Consider the following 20,014-nt stretch of genomic DNA (forward strand, 5'->3'; position numbering starts at 1 on the left):
AATTCTATCTATGTTCTTCATTGGCCACAAGCTGAACGTTTAGTTAATTTCTTTTTCTTTCACTCTGTTTTCCAAAAACACTTGAGCGTTGTATAGTTAAGCCTCTCGGGCAATTAGTATGCGTTAGCTCAATGTATCACTACACTTACACACCGCACCTATCTACGTCTTAGTCTTAAACAACCCTTACAGATTTATAATCTGGGAGAACTCATCTCTTGGCAAGTTTCGTGCTTAGATGCTTTCAGCACTTATCTCTTCCGCACTTAGCTACCCGGCAATGCGTCTGGCGACACAACCGGAACACCAGTGGTGCGTCCACTCCGGTCCTCTCGTACTAGGAGCAGCCCCAACCAATTCTCCAACGCCCACGGCAGATAGGGACCGAACTGTCTCACGACGTTCTAAACCCAGCTCGCGTACCACTTTAAATGGCGAACAGCCATACCCTTGGGACCTACTTCAGCCCCAGGATGTGATGAGCCGACATCGAGGTGCCAAACACCGCCGTCGATATGAACTCTTGGGCGGTATCAGCCTGTTATCCCCGGAGTACCTTTTATCCGTTGAGCGATGGCCCTTCCATTCAGAACCACCGGATCACTATGACCTACTTTCGTACCTGCTCGACTTGTCTGTCTCGCAGTTAAGCTTGCTTATACCATTGCACTAACCTCACGATGTCCGACCGTGATTAGCAAACCTTCGTGCTCCTCCGTTACTCTTTGGGAGGAGACCGCCCCAGTCAAACTACCCACCAGACACTGTCCGAGACCGCGTTCCGCAATCTTCGTTAGAACATCAAACGTTAAAGGGTGGTATTTCAAGGACGACTCCATAATCACTGGCGTGACTACTTCTAAGTCTCCCACCTATCCTACACATCAAAATTCAATGTTCAGTGTCAAGCTATAGTAAAGGTTCACGGGGTCTTTCCGTCTAGCCGCGGGTACACCGCATCTTCACGGCGATTTCAATTTCACTGAGTCTCGGGTGGAGACAGCCTGGCCATCATTATGCCATTCGTGCAGGTCGGAACTTACCCGACAAGGAATTTCGCTACCTTAGGACCGTTATAGTTACGGCCGCCGTTTACTGGGGCTTCGATCAGGAGCTTCTCTTTCGATTACACCATCAATTAACCTTCCAGCACCGGGCAGGCATCACACCCTATACGTCCACTTTCGTGTTTGCAGAGTGCTGTGTTTTTAATAAACAGTTGCAGCCAGCTGGTATCTTCGACCGGTTCAACCTTCGCCCGCGAGGGACTACAATCTACGCCGGCGCACCTTCTCCCGAAGTTACGGTGCTATTTTGCCTAGTTCCTTCACCCGAGTTCTCTCAAGCGCCTGAGTATTCTCTACCTGACCACCTGTGTCGGTTTTCAGTACGGTTTAGATAAACCTGAAGCTTAGTGGCTTTTCCTGGAAGTGTGGTATCGGTTACTTCAGCTCCGTAGAGCCTCGTCATCATCTCTCAGTGTTTAATAGAAGTCCGGATTTGCCTAAACTTCCCACCTACCAACTTAAACGCACATATCCAACAGTGCGATAACCTAACCTGCTCCGTCCCCACATCGCAGTTTATCCAAGTACAGGAATATTAACCTGTTTCCCATCGACTACGCTTTTCAGCCTCGCCTTAGGGGCCGACTCACCCTGCCCCGATTAACGTTGGACAGGAACCCTTGGTCTTCCGGCGAACGGGTTTTTCACCCGTTTTATCGTTACTTATGTCAGCATTCGCACTTCTGATACGTCCAGCAGCCCTCTCGAGCCACCTTCATCCGCTTACAGAACGCTCCCCTACCCAACAGACTTACGTCTGATGCCGCAGCTTCGGTGCTATATTTGAGCCCCGTTACATCTTCCGCGCAGGCCGACTCGACTAGTGAGCTATTACGCTTTCTTTAAATGATGGCTGCTTCTAAGCCAACATCCTAGCTGTCTAAGCCTTCCCACTTCGTTTCCCACTTAATATAGACTTTGGGACCTTAGCTGGCGGTCTGGGTTGTTTCCCTCTCCACGACGGACGTTAGCACCCGCCGTGTGTCTCCTGAGTATCACTCTTTGGTATTCGTAGTTTGCATCGGGTTGGTAATCCGGGATGGACCCCTAGCCGAAACAGTGCTCTACCCCCAAAGGTGTCCGCTCAAGGCTCTACCTAAATAGATTTCGGGGAGAACCAGCTATCTCCCGGTTTGATTGGCCTTTCACCCCCAGCCACAAGTCATCCGCTAATTTTTCAACATTAGTCGGTTCGGTCCTCCAGTTAGTGTTACCCAACCTTCAACCTGCCCATGGCTAGATCACCGGGTTTCGGGTCTATACCTTGCAACTATTCGCCCAGTTAAGACTCGGTTTCCCTTCGGCTCCCCTATTCGGTTAACCTCGCTACAAAATATAAGTCGCTGACCCATTATACAAAAGGTACGCAGTCACCCTTTCAGGCTCCCACTGCTTGTACGTACAAGGTTTCAGGTTCTATTTCACTCCCCTCACCGGGGTTCTTTTCGCCTTTCCTTCACAGTACTGGTTCACTATCGGTCAATCAGGAGTATTTAGCCTTGGAGGATGGTCCCCCCATCTTCAAACAGGATATCACGTGTCCCGCCCTACTTATCGTTAACTTAGTACCACAGCCTGGATGTCGAGTACGGGGCTATCACCCTGTGTCGCTAAGCTTCCCAGCTTATTCCTCTATCTCTGCTGCTATCATTAACAGGCTCTTTCGCTTTCGCTCGCCGCTACTGACGAAATCTCGGTTGATTTCTTTTCCTCGGGGTACTTAGATGTTTCAGTTCTCCCGGTTTGCCTCACCTACCTATGTATTCAGTAAGTGATAGTAGATTCTTCATCTACTGGGTTTCCCCATTCGGATATCTTGGATTAAACGCCTCTTATCGACTCATCCAAGCTTTTCGCAGATTAGCACGTCCTTCTTCGCCTCTGATTGCCAAGGCATCCACCTTGTACGCTTAGTCACTTAACTATACAACCTCAAATGTTTTCAATCACTTTAAGTTTTCACTTGAAAGTGCGGTCAATTTGATGCGTATCTTCATTCAACTAAACACTTGATTGCTTTTGTTCAATCAAGATTTTATGCAAAACAGGTTTTATTTTTAGATTTCCCTTTTCAGTTCCCTCTTTCACTTTCCTGCCTTGCCTACTCAGACTTTCTCTCGAAAATCTCTTGTTTTCAGCTTGTTTCCAATTTTTTAAAGAACAGTAAGATAATCTAACAAAGTTATCTTTAATTGGCGTCCCCACGGGGATTCGAACCCCGGTTACCGCCGTGAAAGGGCGATGTCCTAGGCCTCTAGACGATGGGGACATCAATTAAAGATACTCTATCTTATTCTTATCTTTCAACGTTGCTTTCGCTTCGTTTCAAATCTTGTCTACAACAATCAGCCAATCTGTGTGAGCACTCGCTGTCTCTCGTCTTTGGTAAGGAGGTGATCCAACCGCAGGTTCCCCTACGGTTACCTTGTTACGACTTCACCCCAGTCATGAATCATACCGTGGTAAACGCCCTCCAAAAGGTTAAGCTATCTACTTCTGGTACAACCCACTCCCATGGTGTGACGGGCGGTGTGTACAAGGCCCGGGAACGTATTCACCGCGACATTCTGATTCGCGATTACTAGCGATTCCGACTTCATGGAGTCGAGTTGCAGACTCCAATCCGGACTTAGACGTACTTTCTGAGATTCGCTCCACCTCGCAGTTTCGCCACCCTCTGTATACGCCATTGTAGCACGTGTGTAGCCCTACTCGTAAGGGCCATGATGACTTGACGTCATCCCCACCTTCCTCCAGTTTATCACTGGCAGTCTCCTTTGAGTTCCCGACCAAATCGCTGGCAACAAAGGATAAGGGTTGCGCTCGTTGCGGGACTTAACCCAACATTTCACAACACGAGCTGACGACAGCCATGCAGCACCTGTCTCATGGTTCCCGAAGGCACTCCCGTATCTCTACAGGATTCCATGGATGTCAAGAGTAGGTAAGGTTCTTCGCGTTGCATCGAATTAAACCACATGCTCCACCGCTTGTGCGGGCCCCCGTCAATTCATTTGAGTTTTAACCTTGCGGCCGTACTCCCCAGGCGGTCGATTTATCACGTTAGCTACGGGCACCAAGCTTTAAGCCCAATCCCCAAATCGACAGCGTTTACAGCGTGGACTACCAGGGTATCTAATCCTGTTTGCTCCCCACGCTTTCGCACATGAGCGTCAGTACATTCCCAAGGGGCTGCCTTCGCCTTCGGTATTCCTCCACATCTCTACGCATTTCACCGCTACACGTGGAATTCTACCCCTCCCTAAAGTACTCTAGTTACCCAGTCTGAAATGCAATTCCCAGGTTAAGCCCGGGGCTTTCACACCTCACTTAAATAACCGCCTGCGTGCCCTTTACGCCCAGTTATTCCGATTAACGCTCGCACCCTCCGTATTACCGCGGCTGCTGGCACGGAGTTAGCCGGTGCTTCTTCTGTATTTAACGTCAATGATGTCTACTATTAGCACACATCCCTTCCTCAATACCGAAAGAACTTTACAACCCGAAGGCCTTCTTCATTCACGCGGCATGGCTGCGTCAGGGTTCCCCCCATTGCGCAATATTCCCCACTGCTGCCTCCCGTAGGAGTCTGGACCGTGTCTCAGTTCCAGTGTGGCTGGTCATCCTCTCAGACCAGCTAGAGATCGTCGGCTTGGTAGGCCTTTACCCCACCAACTACCTAATCCCACTTGGGCTCATCTTATGGCATGTGGCCCGAAGGTCCCACACTTTAATCTTTCGATATTACGCGGTATTAGCTACAGTTTCCCGTAGTTATCCCCCTCCATAAGCCAGATTCCCAAGCATTACTCACCCGTCCGCCACTCGTCAGCAAGAAAGCAAGCTTTCTCCTGCTACCGTTCGACTTGCATGTGTTAAGCCTGCCGCCAGCGTTCAATCTGAGCCATGATCAAACTCTTCAATTCAAGTTCAATCGCTCAATACTGCTGACATAAAATGTCACTACTTAAAAAGTATAATGAATTTCTAGTTAGCACCTATTAAGACTTCAAAATTAAAAAATATTTTTAAAACAAGTCAATCAACAAGTGCCCACACAGATTGTCTGATATATTGTTAAAGAGCAAAAAACAACGACGCACGTGCAAACTTAAATACTTCACAACAGTGCGTCGTTGTGTGCGGTGCATTATAGAGATTTTCAAAACCCTTGCAAGTACTTTTTGTAAAAAATTATTTAAATGAACAAATTTTATTCGTCATCTAATTTTCTATAACCTTTTAAGCCATTCTTTCTCAAAACTTCGTTTAACTTTTTCAATAAACGCTCTTTTTCCGATTGACTTAAAAATTGACTATTTTTATTTTGCAAAGCACATACTAACTTCCAATAAAAATCTAAAGTTGCTCCACTTCCGCTTTTCTTTAATTCCACCAATGCATTTTCTGCACCAATTTCTCTTAGCATAGCAACATCAGTAATGCCAGCTTTTATTAGCGCTCTTTCGTGCTTGATTGTTAAATTGGGTAAATCCTTTAATCTATTTAGCTTTCTTAAAGTACGATCTAACTTCTGATCGCGAATTTGCTGAATAGAAAGAATAATCAACTTTCTACACAACATATTATTACGCATCACCTGCTCTGAAAGTGCGTAATATTGAGAAAGTACAAATCTCTTATTCAACTCATTTGTTGTAAATGGTTCACAACCTAATTTACTTAATTGAATAGCAAGTTCATCCTCACCACGTAGATAAAGTTTTTTATTCTGCCAAATGGCAAACATTGTCTCTTCCTTGTGAAACAAACCGTAACCTGTAAAAAGATTTTTAAAGGTTACATTTCCTACTAACTGATCTAATATAGAGCAAACATTATCTATATGCTCGTCTTTTATATTCATATAAATCTCCTATGAATAACAATTTTAAAGATGGTCAGTAGAAGTACTTCTGATTTGGTTTATATCATGAAGTTTTTAATCTGACTAAGAATAAATTTCAGATTTGTGAAGCTGATCGTAAATTTGAAATTTATTTTTATGTAAACAATTGGTTTATATATAAATATACTATATTTAAAAATTTTCTTACCATTATGATGTTTTGTATATAATTCAACCTAACAATTCAATTAACAAGCTTTTATCCCCCTCTCATTTTAAGGTTTAGATCTGCTTTTTTTGGAATACAGATCCCATATTTTTCCAAATATGAATTTTTTTCTTGACCTGTACATCAATACAGATATAATCACAAAAACTTGAACATTCAAACAGGAATTCACTTATGGCGACTAAAGAAGAAAAACAAAAAGCACTAGCTGCAGCATTAGGACAAATCGAAAAACAATTTGGTAAAGGCTCAATTATGAAGTTAGGTGATACCAAAACGTTGGATGTAGAATCTATTTCTACCGGATCACTTGGCTTAGATGTTGCACTAGGAATTGGTGGTTTACCTATGGGACGAATTGTAGAAATTTTCGGGCCTGAATCATCTGGTAAAACAACATTGACTCTTTCCGTCATTGCTCAAGCACAAAAAGCGGGAAAAACCTGTGCATTTATTGATGCAGAACACGCCCTTGATCCTATTTATGCAGCAAAACTTGGGGTGGATGTAAAAGAACTTTTTATTTCTCAACCTGATAATGGTGAACAAGCGCTTGAAATCTGTGATGCATTAGTTCGATCTGGCGCAATTGATGTAATCATTGTAGACTCCGTTGCCGCACTGACACCAAAAGCTGAAATTGAAGGGGATATGGGTGATTCCCATATGGGGCTACAGGCTCGTTTAATGTCACAAGCTTTGCGTAAACTTACTGGCCAAATTAAAAATGCAAACTGTTTAGTTGTATTTATTAACCAAATCCGAATGAAAATAGGTGTGATGTTTGGTAACCCTGAAACCACCACTGGCGGTAATGCATTAAAATTCTATTCTTCTGTTCGCTTAGATATCCGTCGCACTGGTTCTGTAAAAGATGGCGAAAATATTATTGGAAATGAAACCCGCGTAAAAGTAGTAAAAAACAAACTAGCGGCACCATTCCGTCAAGTAGATTTCCAAATTCTTTATGGCGAAGGTATCTCAAAAGCAGGGGAATTATTAGAACTTGGTGTAAAACACAAGCTTGTAGAGAAATCAGGTGCATGGTATGCCTATAATGGAGAAAAAATTGGCCAAGGTAAAACTAACTCAATGAAATGGCTCAATGAAAATCCAGAAAAAGCTGATGAATTAGAAGCACGTTTACGCACAGAATTAGTGGCTAATCCAGAACAAGCTTTAATGGCTGACATTGAACAATCTGAAAATAGTTCAGAATCAGAAAGTGATTTTGAATAAATCAAATCATCAACGCCAAAAGTGCGGTCATTTTTAACCGCACTTTATATCAATTCAATAAAAAATAAAGGAATCATTCCTTGTCATCCCTTGCTTTTAATTACATAGTTAATCTTCTTTCTCGCAGAGAATATAGTGAATTCGAGCTCCGCAATAAAATGCAGGAAAAGAACTTTTCGGAAGAAGAAATTGATGATGCATTATCTTTATGCCAGGCAAAAAATTGGCAAAGTGATCGTCGTTTTTCAGAAAATTATCTAAATTCACGCGTACAAAAAGGTTATGGTGTAGGAAGAATTCGACAAGAATTACTCCAATTAAAAGGTGTGTCTTCTGATATTATTGATGAAGTTTTAATGGAGTCAGAAATTGATTGGTATGAAATGGCTGAGAACTTGTTACGTAAAAAATTCCCAAATTACAACGAACAGCAAATGCCTAAAATGAAACAAAAAATTTGGCAATATATGCTATCACACGGATTTCGTAGCGATGAATTTGCTGATTTAATTGGGAAAAACCAAAGTGAATGGGATTAATTTAAAAGTTGAGAACAAATTTTATATATCCAAATGCCTAATGTTGTCATAGCTAAACATCCGAATAAATGCATAGCCAGTACACTAAATCCATTTAACCATTTATCATAAAAAAATAATTCCACAACTTCGGAAGAAAAAGAAGAAAATGTGGTTAGCGATCCTAAAAAACCGGTAATTAAAAATAACCGCCATTCAGAATTAATTTGTGGAAATTGCCAAAAAAGCCCAAGTAATACACCAATAATTAAGCAACCAAGCAAATTAGCGATTAAAGTTCCAAAAGCAAATGAGGAAAATAAAGGATTAAATAACAATCCTATAGCCCAACGCAATGACGCACCTAATATTGCACCACAACTTATGAATAATAATGCCTGCATTAATAATCTAATCCAAATTGGGTTCGCAAATAACGAGCGACTGATTCTTCTTTATTTGAGCCAATAACTTCTAACTCTAGACAAGCTTTTTTTAAACGAGCATCTGCATCTTGCATGATACATCCTTTACCAGACCAAGAAAGCATTTCTACATCATTCATTCCATCACCAAAAGCAATACAGTCTTTTAACTCATAGTCGCGTGATTCGAGTAAATGTTTTAATGCATCCCCTTTTGAAACATTCTTATTCATTACTTCCAAACAAGCTAATGCAGAATAAACAATTGTCGTTACGTCACCAAACTTATCTCGTAAATAAGTTTCTACTTCAACTAAATCCTCAGGAGTTTTACCAATAAAAAAGACTTTTTCTGTCTCACGTCCATGGTGTTTAGAGAAATCGACAACGTTATAATCAAATCCAGATTCTTTGTGGAACTGACGCATTGCAGGAATATCTTTATTAGTAAACCAACCTTCATCTTGATAGCTATTCATGCATACTTTGGAAGTATCAAATGGCGTTTTGTAAAGCTCAAGAACTAATTCTTCAGGCAAGCTGTTGCTATAAAGCAAATTACCCTGTAAATCCCGTACTCGAGCACCATTTGATGTAATCATAACCGCACGTTCCGCACCAATTTTTCCAAGAATAGATGACACATCGGTATGGTTACGCCCCGTTGCCAAAATGATATCCACACCGTTTTGCTCTAATGCTCTCAGCGTATCAATGGTAAGATCACCGACTAAATGTTCAGGAGTTAAAAGGGTGCCATCTAAATCAGACACCATTGCTCGAAAAGGTAAATTCATAAAAACCTCAAAAAATAATTTGCGGTTATCATATCACTAAATATACAAATTGCCCTTGTCCAAGATCAATGTATAAAAAACCGTAATAAAAATAACCGCACTTTATTAAGGATTAAGGCATTAAATCAACTGATATATTTCCTTTCATTTGACAGCAGCACGCTAAAACATAACCTTGTTTAATTTCATCTTCTGTCAGCGGTCCGTTTGAACTCACTTCATAATCCCCGCTCACCACTAAAGTTTTACAAGAACCACAAATACCTTCTCTACAGGCGGCAATAATCGGTGCTTTATGTTCTTCCAAAGCAGTTAATAAGGTTTTTCCAACTGGTACAGAAAAAGTTTGAGGTACTGGATTAGTAATAGAAAGCGTCACTTGTTTACTATTATCTAACATACAATTTTCTGCTGAAGAATGGAATTGCTCCAAAAAGAAACGCTCAGATGGGATACCAAGGGATTCTGTCATCGCACGTAAATCACGCATATAACTTTCTGGGCCACAAGTCAGCACTGTATAATCAGCTATATTGGGTACAAGTTCAGATAACATTTGACTATTTAAACGTCCAGCGATAAAGCCATCATCTGCATCAACAGAAGCATTAATAAATAATTTTAACTGTGGAAATTGTTCTTTCAGTAATGCCCATTCTCGTTTGAAAATAACATCTTTAGGTGAATGGACACTATAGAATACAACCACATCTACACCCGGTTTATTTTTTAATAACCAGCGAGTCATAGACATGATTGGCGTAACGCCACATCCACCAGCCACAAGTAAATATCGATCACTTACAATGCGGGTACAGGTAAATTTACCCATTGGATCAGATAGCCAAATTTGATCACCTTCTTTAATTTCGTATGTAATCCAATTAGAACCAACTCCATTTTTAATACGACGAACGGTTAAAGTAACAAAACGGCTCATTCCTGGCGTAGATGATAGTGTATAAGCTCGTACAATATTTGGTGTATTACGAATACTGACTAAAGCATACTGACCAGGCTCATAAGGGTAAAAATCTTGTGCTATTAATTCAATTGTATAGACATCATCAGTTTCCTGATGAATGGAATGCACCTGCATTTCGTTATAACACAACGGATTCTGATTATTTGACATAGAATTTTCTCTTTGAAGATAGAAAAAAGTGCGGTGGATTTTTAAAATGTTTATAAAACTAATACTACAAATTAAAAAATCGACCGCACTTTTCTATGAAATATTATTTAGCTAAAGCTTCTGCCATATCTTGTTCAGGCGTAGTCAAACCGCGCAAACCGAATTTTTCATTTAATAATGCCATCACATTATCATTTAAAAACGCTGGAGCAGTAGGTCCTGTATAGATATTTTTTACACCTAACGCTAATAAGGTAAGCAAAATAACAATAGCTTTTTGCTCAAACCAAGAAAGCACAAGTGTTAATGGCAATTCGTTAACGCCAATACCCAGTTTTTGTGAAAGATTTACAGCAAGCATTATCGCAGAATACGCATCATTACATTGCCCAACATCTAACAAGCGAGGTAACCCATCAATAGCGCCAAAATCCAATTTATTAAAACGATATTTACCACAACCTAAAGTTAAAATCGCACAATCTTCTGGTACTTGACGAGCGAAATCAGTGTAATAGCTACGTTCACCTTTGCTACCATCACAACCGCCCACTAAGAAAACATGACGCAATTTTCCACCAGCAACAAGATTTATCACTGCATCTGAAGCATCTAATAAAGTTTGACGTCCAAACCCAACGGTAATTTTGTGTTCTAATTCATCATAAGGGAATCCTGCCATTTCTTGCGCTTTCGCGATAACTTGACTGAAATCACGATCTTCAATGTGCGTTACACCAGGCCAGCCCACAATACTACGGGTATAAATACGATCTGCGTAATTACCAACATTAGGATCAATAATACAGTTAGACGTCATAATTACAGGACCAGGGAATTTGGCAAATTCTTTCTGCTGATTTTGCCAACCGCTTCCATAGTTACCAACTAAATGGTTGTATTTTTTCAATTCTGGATAACCATGCGCAGGCAACATTTCACCATGAGTATAAATATTTATCCCTGTGCCTTCCGTTTGTTCTAAAAGAGCTTTTAAATCTTTTAAATCATGACCAGAAATTAAAATACATTTTCCTGCTACAGGCTTCACATTTACCGTTGCGGGAACAGGATGACCAAATGCTTCTGTTTCACCCGCATCTAATAAACTCATTACTTGAAAATTCATATTACCGATGCCAAGCGCCTTTTCTAACAATTCATTTAGATCGCTTGGATTCGTTCCTAGCCACGCCATAAACTCATGGAATTGACGATATACCTCATTATCAAATTTACCTAAAACATGGGCATGTTCCATATAAGCAGCCGCACCTTTTAAACCGTATAAACAAAGCATACGCACGCCATGTACTTCTTCCCCAATTAAAGTGCGGTCAGAATTTAGGGCAAAATTCGCAGCTTGTTTTGTTAAATCAGAAATCGTTGCACCTTTAAGCTGTAAATGAGCTAATGGATGGTTTATATCAATACTTGGATTCAGTGTACGGCAACGTTTCATTAAATTATCACGATAAGCGATAGCTTGTTGCGCATATTCAACTATACGTTGAGAATCAAAGTTTACATTAGTCAAGGTAGAAAAAAATGCTTGTGCCGTAAAAGCATCAATTTCATTATCGATAATAGCTAAATCTCTCGCTTGAATAGCCCAAGCAGATAAGCTTTGCAGAGTTGCAACAAGGAGGTCTTGTAAATCAGAAGTTTCCGCAGTTTTACCGCACATTCCTTGAGAGTAACTACAACCGTTACCCACTGGTGTGCGCATTGTTTGTTCGCATTGTACGCAGTACATAATTAAGTCCTTTTGATTAGAATAGAAAGTTTCGTTATAAACCCGATAAAATCACTCAGATTTATAAAAGAATAATAAAACCTTTTTTCTTGCAGATACAAAAGGAAATTTGATTAATTAGAATTTGTTTGATCTAGATTAAATTAATACCAATAACGAATTAATCTATTTTTATTTGAAATAACACAAATTCTAACAATACTAAAAACCACGCAATAAAATTTCATATATTGGCATTACCAGTTGAAAAACGATAACAAATTTCATTTTATTTCTCTTATAATGCAACTGTTCGAACAACAAGCAGTATCTCGAATGATGTATGTTTATTCCCCAATGGATAGTCAAAAAACAAGGAGATTATTATGGCTTTCAATATGAAAAACAGACATTTACTTAGTCTTGTTCATCACACAGAACGTGAAATTAAATATCTCTTAGATCTCTCCCGAGATTTGAAACGAGCCAAATATGCCGGCACAGAACAACAAAAATTAAAAGGCAAAAATATCGCGCTCATCTTTGAAAAAACCTCCACCCGCACACGCTGTGCATTCGAAGTCGCCGCTTATGACCAAGGCGCACAAGTCACCTACATCGACCCTAACTCCTCCCAAATTGGCCACAAAGAAAGTATGAAAGATACCGCCCGCGTATTAGGCAGAATGTATGATGGCATTGAATATCGTGGCTTTAAACAAAGTATCGTTCAAGAACTTGCTGATTATGCTGGTGTGCCAGTATTCAATGGTTTAACCGATGAATTCCACCCAACACAAATGCTTGCCGACGTACTTACCATGATTGAACATTGCGACAAACCATTAAGCGAAATTAGCTATGTATATATTGGGGATGCTCGCAATAACATGGGTAATTCACTTTTATTAATTGGTGCAAAATTAGGTATGGATGTTCGTATTTGCGGACCTAAAGCTTTATTACCAGAAACAAGTCTTGTGGAAATGTGCGAAAAATTTGCGAAAGAAAGTGGCGCTCGTATTACTGTAACTGAAGATATCGACAAAGCGGTGAAAGGTGTAGATTTTGTCCATACTGATGTGTGGGTTTCAATGGGTGAACCATTAGAAACTTGGGGCGAACGCATTAAATTATTACTTCCTTATCAAGTCACACCTGAATTAATGAAACGCACTGGTAATCCAAAAGTGAAATTTATGCACTGCTTACCAGCCTTCCATAACAGTGAAACCAAAGTGGGTCGTCAAATTGCTGAAAAATATCCTGAATTAGCTAATGGTATTGAAGTAACTGAAGACGTATTTGAATCTCCAATGAACATTGCATTTGAACAAGCAGAAAACCGTATGCACACAATTAAAGCGGTAATGGTAGCAAGTTTGGCATAAGGAGAACGTATGAGAATAGTGATTGCATTAGGCGGTAATGCGTTATTACGACGCGGAGAGCCGCTGACAGCCGAAAATCAACGACAAAATGTTCGTATTGCTTGTGAGCAAATTGCTAAGATTTGGCCAAATAATGAATTAGTAATTGCACACGGTAATGGCCCACAAGTGGGTTTGCTCGCCTTACAAGGCGCTGCCTATACTGATGTACCAACCTATCCTTTAGATGTATTAGGTGCAGAATCAGTAGGAATGATTGGTTATATGATTCAACAAGAACTCGGTAATTTAGTTCCATTTGAAGTGCCATTTGCAACTTTATTATCTCAAGTAGAAGTTGATATCAACGACCCAGCTTTCAAAAATCCAACTAAACCAATTGGCCCTGTTTATACGAAAGAAGAAGCTGAACGTTTGGCAAAAGAAAAAAATTGGTCTATCGCACAAGATGGTGATAAATATCGTCGTGTTGTGCCAAGTCCATTGCCAAAACGTATTTTTGAAATTCGTCCAGTCAAATGGTTGCTTGAAAAAGGCAGTATCGTAATTTGTGCAGGTGGTGGTGGCATTCCAACCTATTATGATGAACATCATAATTTACAAGGTGTTGAAGCTGTTATCGACAAAGATTTATGTTCAGCTTTACTTGCAGAAAATCTTGACGCTGATTTATTTATCATCGCAACTGACGTTTCTGCAACTTTCGTAGATTGGGGTAAACCAACTCAAAAAGCAATTTCTGTCGCATCACCTGAAGCCATTTCAGAACTTGGTTTCGCTGCAGGTTCCATGGGGCCGAAAGTACAAGCCGCGATCAACTTTGCGAAACAAACAGGAAAAGATGCAGTAATAGGCTCTTTATCTGATATTGTGGACATTGTGAAAGGAAAAGCTGGTACTCGTATTACGAAAAAAGCTGAAGGCATATCCTATTATGCTTAAATAATAAAAGAACTTTGAGAAGTCATTCTCAAAGTAAAAAGTGCGGTCGGTTTAACCGATGTTTTTACCAACCGCACTTTAAACGTTAACATAAGGAGCTCACTATGGATGCGTCCAAAAAGAAGAAAACGTTTAATTTCCCATCAGCGTTTACTATTTTATTTGCAATCTTAATTCTCGCTGTTGGATTGACCTGGGTTATTCCATCCGGTTCATATTCAAAATTAACATATAACTCCACTGATAATGTTTTTGTGGTCAAAGCTTACGGCGTTGACGATAAAACTTATCCCGCCACAACAGACACTCTTGATAATCTCAATATCAAAATTAAACTCTCAAACTTCACCGAAGGCGTGATCAAAAAACCAATCGCTATTCCAGGCACTTATCAACGTGTAGAACAACACCACAAAGGCATTGAAGACATCACCAAAAGTATGGTGGAAGGCACCATTGAAGCTGTTGATGTCATGGTCTTTATTTTCGTGTTAGGTGGTATGATTGGTGTCATTAACCGCACAGGTTCTTTTAATGCTGGTTTAATGGCACTCGCGAAGAAAACCAAAGGTAATGAGTTTTTTATTGTATTCAGCGTATCCGTCTTAATGGTGTTAGGCGGTACAACATGTGGTATTGAAGAAGAGGCCGTGGCATTCTATCCAATTCTGGTGCCAGTATTCTTGGCTCTGGGATATGATGCGATAGTCTGCGTAGGGGCTATATTCCTTGCTTCATCTATGGGAACCGCATTCTCTACAATTAACCCATTCTCCGTTGTTATTGCATCAAATGCAGCTGGTATTCAATTTACTGAAGGTATTGGTTTCCGTGCTCTAGGTTTAGTTTTAGGGGCAACTTGCGTAATCGCATATCTTTATTGGTACTGTAAAAAAATCAAAGCTGACCCAAGTTTTTCTTATACTTACGACGATCGCGAAGAATTCCGTCAACGTTATATGAAAAACTTTGATCCGAACACAACTATCGCATTCTCAGCTCGTCGCAAATTAATCTTAACGCTTTTCTGCATCGCATTCCCTATTATGATTTGGGGTGTAATGGTTGGCGGATGGTGGTTCCCTCAAATGGCTGCATCTTTCCTTGCCATTACTATCATTATTATGTTTATCAGTGGATTGTCTGAAAAAGATATTGTGGAATCTTTCACAGAAGGTGCATCAGAATTAGTAGGGGTATCCTTAATCATCGGTCTTGCCCGTGGCGTGAACTTAGTGCTCGAACAAGGTATGATTTCTGACACTATCCTTGATTATATGTCTAATGTGGTTAGTGGTATGCCAGGTAGCGTATTTATCTTAGGTCAATTAGTCGTATTTATTTTCCTAGGTTTAATCGTACCATCTTCTTCTGGCTTAGCTGTACTTTCAATGCCAATTATGGCACCACTTGCTGACTCAGTGGGTATTCCACGTGATATCGTGGTTTCCGCTTACAACTGGGGACAATATGCAATGCTATTCTTGGCACCAACAGGATTAGTATTGGTGACTCTCCAAATGTTGCATATTCCATTTGATAGATGGGTTAAATTCGTCATGCCAATGATTGGATGCTTATTGCTAATTGGTTCCATTTTATTGGTAGTACAAGTATCTTTATATAGTGTTTAACTAATTAGTCAAATTGCCGCCTAGATCACAGTTTTTCTAGGCGGTTTCTTTTATAATAAGTTATCTTTTTTGTTAGCATAAAAAGGATTTACTATGCTTAAAAAATGTTTCGATAATATCGATACTCGAATTCTTAAAGCATTACAACGAAATGGTCGATTACAAAATAATGAACTGGCCAACGAAATAGGTCTCTCCAATTCAGCTTGTTTACGTCGAGTGAATCACTTGGAAGAAACTGGCGTTATTGATAACTATGTAGCTTTATTAAATCCTAAAAAAGTAAACTGTAATCTCATCGTTTATGCATTAGGTTCTTTCTTTGAAGAAGATCCAGAATTAAAAGAGCGGTTTATTTTTGAAATGAAATTAATCCCTCAAATTACCGAATGCCATTTTATGGCTGGTAGCTTTGATTTCTTATTGAAACTCAATGTATCCGATCTTGACCAATTTAATTACATCAAAAACACCTATCTCAATTCTAGGCTTGGCATTAAAACCTTAAAATCAGAAGTTACTCTAAAAACGGTTAAGTCAACAACTGAATTGCCTTTATAAAAATCCAGCTTTTATGCTGGATTTTGTTTTTAGCTTCGGCATAATAGCAATAATATTTCATCCCTAAAAAGGATTATAAATATGAAAAACATGTTACTGCTCAGTAGCTCAAAATACAAGAACACGGGTTATCTTGAACATACCCTACCTTGGTTACAAAATTTCCTGACTGATTATCGTGGTAAAACAATTGCTTTTGTGCCTTATGCTGGGGTACGCCGCACTTTTGATGAATATGAAAAAACTGTGCAAAATGCACTTTCTGATTTAGGGATGAATATTGTTTCCGTTCATCGTGGTAAACAACATCGAGATATCATTGAACAAGCAGATGTCATCGCTATTGGCGGCGGGAATACATTTTGTTTGTTAAAACAGCTTTATGAACACAATTTGATTGATATCATTCGTGAAAAAGTAAATAACGGTACGCCTTATTTTGGTTGGAGTGCTGGGGCCAATGTAGCTGGCGCATCTATTATGACAACTAATGATATGCCAATTACTTATCCTCCTTCATTTCAAGCATTACAACTTTTTCCTCATCAAATTAATCCGCACTTTATTTCAGGTAAAATGCAAGGCCACAATGGTGAAAGCCGAGAAGAACGTTTGGCAGAATTTTTACTCGTTAATCCAACTGCATTTGTATATGCCTTACCTGAAGGTTCTGCGCTTCATATACAAAATGAAATAGCAACTGTGTTGGGCGAAAATCCTATTTTGTGCTTCAGTGAAAATATGGAATGTGGCACATTTGATATCAATACAACTTTTTCTTATTAACTTAAAAGGAACATATAATGGAATTATTTAAATCCATCGTTGCAGTGGTTGGCATTATTGCCACAATTTATTTTCTAATTAAAAAAGCCGAAACCCGAACCGTTTTGATTGGTGTTGGTTTAATAATGTCCATTCTGACGCTTAATCCAATGGGTGCATTAGATGCTTTTGCTAAAAGCATGACATCTGGCGGATTAATTATGGCTATCTGTTCTAGTATGGGTTTTGCTTATGTAATGAAATACACTCAATGTGATACTCATCTGGTACATTTACTTACCAAACCATTAAGCGGATTAAAATTCTTCTTAATTCCGATTGCAACAGTCATCACCTTTTTCATCAATATTGCTATTCCTTCTGCTGCTGGTTGTGCAGCTGCGGTTGGTGCAACATTAATTCCTGTTTTAAAAAGTGCGGGTGTTCGACCAGCTACTGCTGGTGCAGCTATTTTAGCTGGGACTTTTGGATCAATGATGAGCCCAGGTTCTTCTCACTCAGCAATGATTAGTGAAATGTCAGGCTTAACTATCGCTCAAGTAAACCTTTCTCATGCGCCATATAATATGATTGCGGGAGCAATAGGTGCGGTTGTTTTAACAATTCTTGCGCTTGTTTTTAAAGATTATGGTGAACAACATCGCCAAGCTTATCTTGCAGAACAAAAAGAAAGTGAAATAAAAGTTGTTGAAGGCGTCAATGTACTTTATGCCCTTGCACCATTAATACCATTAGTTATTTTAGTAATTGGTGGAACGTCATTACAACAAGTGCCGGGTCTTGAATGGACTAAAATGGGCGTTCCTCAAGCGATGCTTATTGGTGCAATTTACGGCATTATAGTAACTCGCATTTCCCCAGTAAAAATCACTGAAGAATTTTTCAATGGTATGGGAAATTCTTATGCAAACGTACTTGGTATCATCATTGCAGCCAGCGTATTTGTAGCAGGATTAAAATCTACGGGCGCAGTTGATGCTGCAATTTCTTTCTTAAAAGAATCCAACGAATTTGTACGTTGGGGCGCAACAATTGGACCATTCTTAATGGGCTTAATTACAGGCTCTGGCGATGCAGCAGCGATTGCCTTTAACAGTGCCGTCACACCACATGCTGTAGAACTTGGCTACACTCATGTAAATCTTGGTATGGCAGCAGCCATTGCTGGTGCAATTGGTCGTACAGCTTCACCAATTGCAGGTGTAACCATTGTTTGTGCAGGCCTTGCGATGGTAAGCCCAGTAGAAATGGTAAAACGTACCGCACCAGGCATGATACTTGCTGTTTTATTCTTAGCATTATTTATGTTGTAGAAATAGTAAAAAATTGACCGCACTTTATTTAAGTGCGGTCTGTTTTTATAGACTTTTAAAGGAAGAAAAAAATGAACTTAGATTTAAATCAACTTGTTAAATGGCGTCGTGAATTTCATCGTTTTCCAGAAATTGGCTGGAGTGAATTTTGGACAACTTCTCGCATTGCGGATTACTTGGAAGACTTAGGTTGTTTTGAAATTTTTCTTGGCAAACAAATTATAAATCCAGACTTTGTTCGTGGACGAAAACAAGCCGCAGTAGATAAAGGTTTAGCTAATGCAAAAGCCTATGGAGCCAATGAAAAATGGCTCGAAAAAATGGAAGGATATACTGGTTGTGTGGCATTATTTGATTCAGGTAAACTAGGAAAAACCATCGCATTACGTTTTGATATCGACTGTGTGAATGTAACGGAAACTCGCTCGCCCGAGCATATTCCAAATAAAGAAGGTTTTGCCTCAATTAACGATGGTTTTATGCATGCTTGTGGACATGATTCACATATTACAATAGGTTTAGGCGTTGCATTATGGATCGCTCAGAACAAAGATAAACTCACTGGAAAAGTAAAAATTGTATTCCAACCAGCAGAAGAAGGTGTTCGAGGTGCAGCAGCCATTGCACAAAGTGGCATAATTGATGATGCAGATTATTTTGCTTCTTCACACATTAGTTTTTGCGCGAATACAGGCACAGTTATTGCTAATCCAAGAAATTTTCTTTCCACCACAAAAATTGATATTCACTATAAAGGTAAACCTGCACACGCAGGTGCTGCGCCTCATTTAGGTCGTAATGCTTTATTAGCTGCAGCGCATACAGTCACTCAACTTCATGGTATTGCACGCCATGGTGAAGGCATGACAAGAATTAATGTGGGTGTGCTAAAAGCAGGTGAAGGACGAAATGTCATTCCATCCTCTGCTGAATTACAATTAGAAGTGCGGGGAGAAAATAAAGCAATTAATGAATACATGACTGAACAAGTCATGCAAATAGCCAAAGGTATCTCTATAAGTTTTGATGTCGCATATGAAACTGAAATTGTAGGTGAAGCCGTGGATATGAATAATGATGTTGAACTTATAAAACTCATCGAAGAAATATCTCTTGAACAACCACAAATAAATAACGTAAATTCAGATTATGCTTTCAATGCAAGTGAAGATGCGACTATTTTAGGTAGACGTGTACAAGAACATGGGGGCAAAGCTATTTACTTCATTCTTGGTGCAGATCGCACAGCAGGTCATCATGAAGCTGAATTTGATTTTGATGAAAATCAATTGCTTACTGGGGTTAATATTTATACTTCTTTAGTACAAAGATTATTAGCTTAATTAAATAAAAAATATTTTTACTCCTTTCTTTTAAGAATCCTCTATTTTTC

At 39.6% G+C, this 20,014-nt stretch carries 14 protein-coding genes, 1 tRNA gene and 2 rRNA genes; 9 read left to right on the top strand and 8 right to left on the bottom strand.

The features are described 5' to 3' along the window. Positions 1–92 precede the first annotated feature (92 nt). The 4 genes from AC6H22_RS07580 to tfoX all read right to left on the bottom strand — a co-directional run bounded on the left by AC6H22_RS07580 (position 93) and on the right by tfoX (position 5,934). A 23S ribosomal RNA gene (locus AC6H22_RS07580) occupies positions 93–2,991 on the bottom strand. Positions 2,992–3,260: 269 nt separating this feature from the next. Continuing rightward, positions 3,261–3,336: transfer RNA gene (locus AC6H22_RS07585), tRNA-Glu, on the bottom strand. A 117-nt stretch (positions 3,337–3,453) separates the two neighbouring features. After that, a 16S ribosomal RNA gene (locus AC6H22_RS07590) occupies positions 3,454–4,993 on the bottom strand. The 16S and 23S rRNA genes sit together here with 1 tRNA gene alongside, the layout of an rRNA operon. A 287-nt stretch (positions 4,994–5,280) precedes the next feature. Next, positions 5,281–5,934, bottom strand: coding sequence for a DNA transformation protein TfoX (tfoX, locus tag AC6H22_RS07595; protein WP_118817558.1), 654 nt, complete (start codon positions 5,932–5,934; stop codon positions 5,281–5,283). A gap of 385 nt (positions 5,935–6,319) precedes the next feature. Between tfoX and recA the strand changes: the two genes are divergently transcribed. Together recA and recX are read left to right on the top strand one after the other, a co-directional pair. Beyond that, on the top strand, positions 6,320–7,384 hold the full coding sequence (recA, locus tag AC6H22_RS07600; protein WP_118817557.1) for a recombinase RecA: 1,065 nt from the start codon (positions 6,320–6,322) through the stop codon (positions 7,382–7,384). 80 nt (positions 7,385–7,464) lie between these two features. Next, positions 7,465–7,923, top strand: a complete 459-nt coding sequence (gene recX / locus AC6H22_RS07605; protein ID WP_046953369.1) for a recombination regulator RecX — start codon at positions 7,465–7,467, stop codon at positions 7,921–7,923. On the opposite strand, the gene crcB is transcribed toward recX, so the two are convergent. From crcB to hcp, 4 genes are all read right to left on the bottom strand, one after another. Next, on the bottom strand, positions 7,920–8,306 hold the full coding sequence (crcB, locus tag AC6H22_RS07610; protein WP_046953370.1) for a fluoride efflux transporter CrcB: 387 nt from the start codon (positions 8,304–8,306) through the stop codon (positions 7,920–7,922). The two genes, recX and crcB, sit on opposite strands and share 4 nt — an antisense overlap. Beyond that, entirely contained in the window at positions 8,306–9,124 is an 819-nt protein-coding gene (locus AC6H22_RS07615) for a Cof-type HAD-IIB family hydrolase (RefSeq protein ID WP_005627260.1), read from the bottom strand. Before AC6H22_RS07615 ends, crcB begins: the two co-directional genes overlap by 1 nt. 112 nt (positions 9,125–9,236) lie before the next feature. Beyond that, positions 9,237–10,259: an NADH oxidoreductase gene (hcr, locus tag AC6H22_RS07620; protein WP_005627262.1), complete on the bottom strand. Its 1,023-nt coding sequence runs from the start codon at positions 10,257–10,259 to the stop codon at positions 9,237–9,239. Between the two features lie 103 nt (positions 10,260–10,362). After that, on the bottom strand, positions 10,363–12,015 hold the full coding sequence (hcp, locus tag AC6H22_RS07625) for a hydroxylamine reductase (protein ID WP_118817556.1): 1,653 nt from the start codon (positions 12,013–12,015) through the stop codon (positions 10,363–10,365). A gap of 365 nt (positions 12,016–12,380) precedes the next feature. On the opposite strand from hcp, the gene AC6H22_RS07630 reads away from it, so the two are divergent. From AC6H22_RS07630 to AC6H22_RS07660, 7 genes are all read left to right on the top strand, one after another. Next, positions 12,381–13,385, top strand: coding sequence for an ornithine carbamoyltransferase (locus AC6H22_RS07630; protein WP_114891305.1), 1,005 nt, complete (start codon positions 12,381–12,383; stop codon positions 13,383–13,385). 9 nt (positions 13,386–13,394) lie between these two features. Further along, positions 13,395–14,327, top strand: a complete 933-nt coding sequence (gene arcC / locus AC6H22_RS07635) for a carbamate kinase (protein WP_005627271.1) — start codon at positions 13,395–13,397, stop codon at positions 14,325–14,327. Between the two features lie 104 nt (positions 14,328–14,431). Continuing rightward, complete coding sequence (locus tag AC6H22_RS07640) at positions 14,432–15,961, top strand: YfcC family protein (protein WP_005627273.1); 1,530 nt, start codon at positions 14,432–14,434, stop codon at positions 15,959–15,961. Between the two features lie 93 nt (positions 15,962–16,054). Next, positions 16,055–16,522, top strand: coding sequence for an Lrp/AsnC family transcriptional regulator (locus AC6H22_RS07645; RefSeq protein ID WP_118817555.1), 468 nt, complete (start codon positions 16,055–16,057; stop codon positions 16,520–16,522). 81 nt (positions 16,523–16,603) lie between these two features. Next, positions 16,604–17,308 carry a dipeptidase PepE gene (gene pepE, locus AC6H22_RS07650; protein ID WP_192885357.1) on the top strand — a complete coding sequence of 235 codons (705 nt, stop codon included), beginning with the start codon at positions 16,604–16,606 and terminating at the stop codon, positions 17,306–17,308. Positions 17,309–17,325: 17 nt separating this feature from the next. Further along, positions 17,326–18,621 carry a C4-dicarboxylate transporter DcuC gene (dcuC, locus tag AC6H22_RS07655; protein ID WP_005627117.1) on the top strand — a complete coding sequence of 432 codons (1,296 nt, stop codon included), beginning with the start codon at positions 17,326–17,328 and terminating at the stop codon, positions 18,619–18,621. 71 nt (positions 18,622–18,692) lie between these two features. Further along, complete coding sequence (locus tag AC6H22_RS07660) at positions 18,693–19,964, top strand: M20 family metallo-hydrolase (protein WP_118817554.1); 1,272 nt, start codon at positions 18,693–18,695, stop codon at positions 19,962–19,964. Positions 19,965–20,014 lie beyond the last annotated feature (50 nt).

This window comes from Haemophilus sp. THUN1690 (assembly GCF_059704375.1).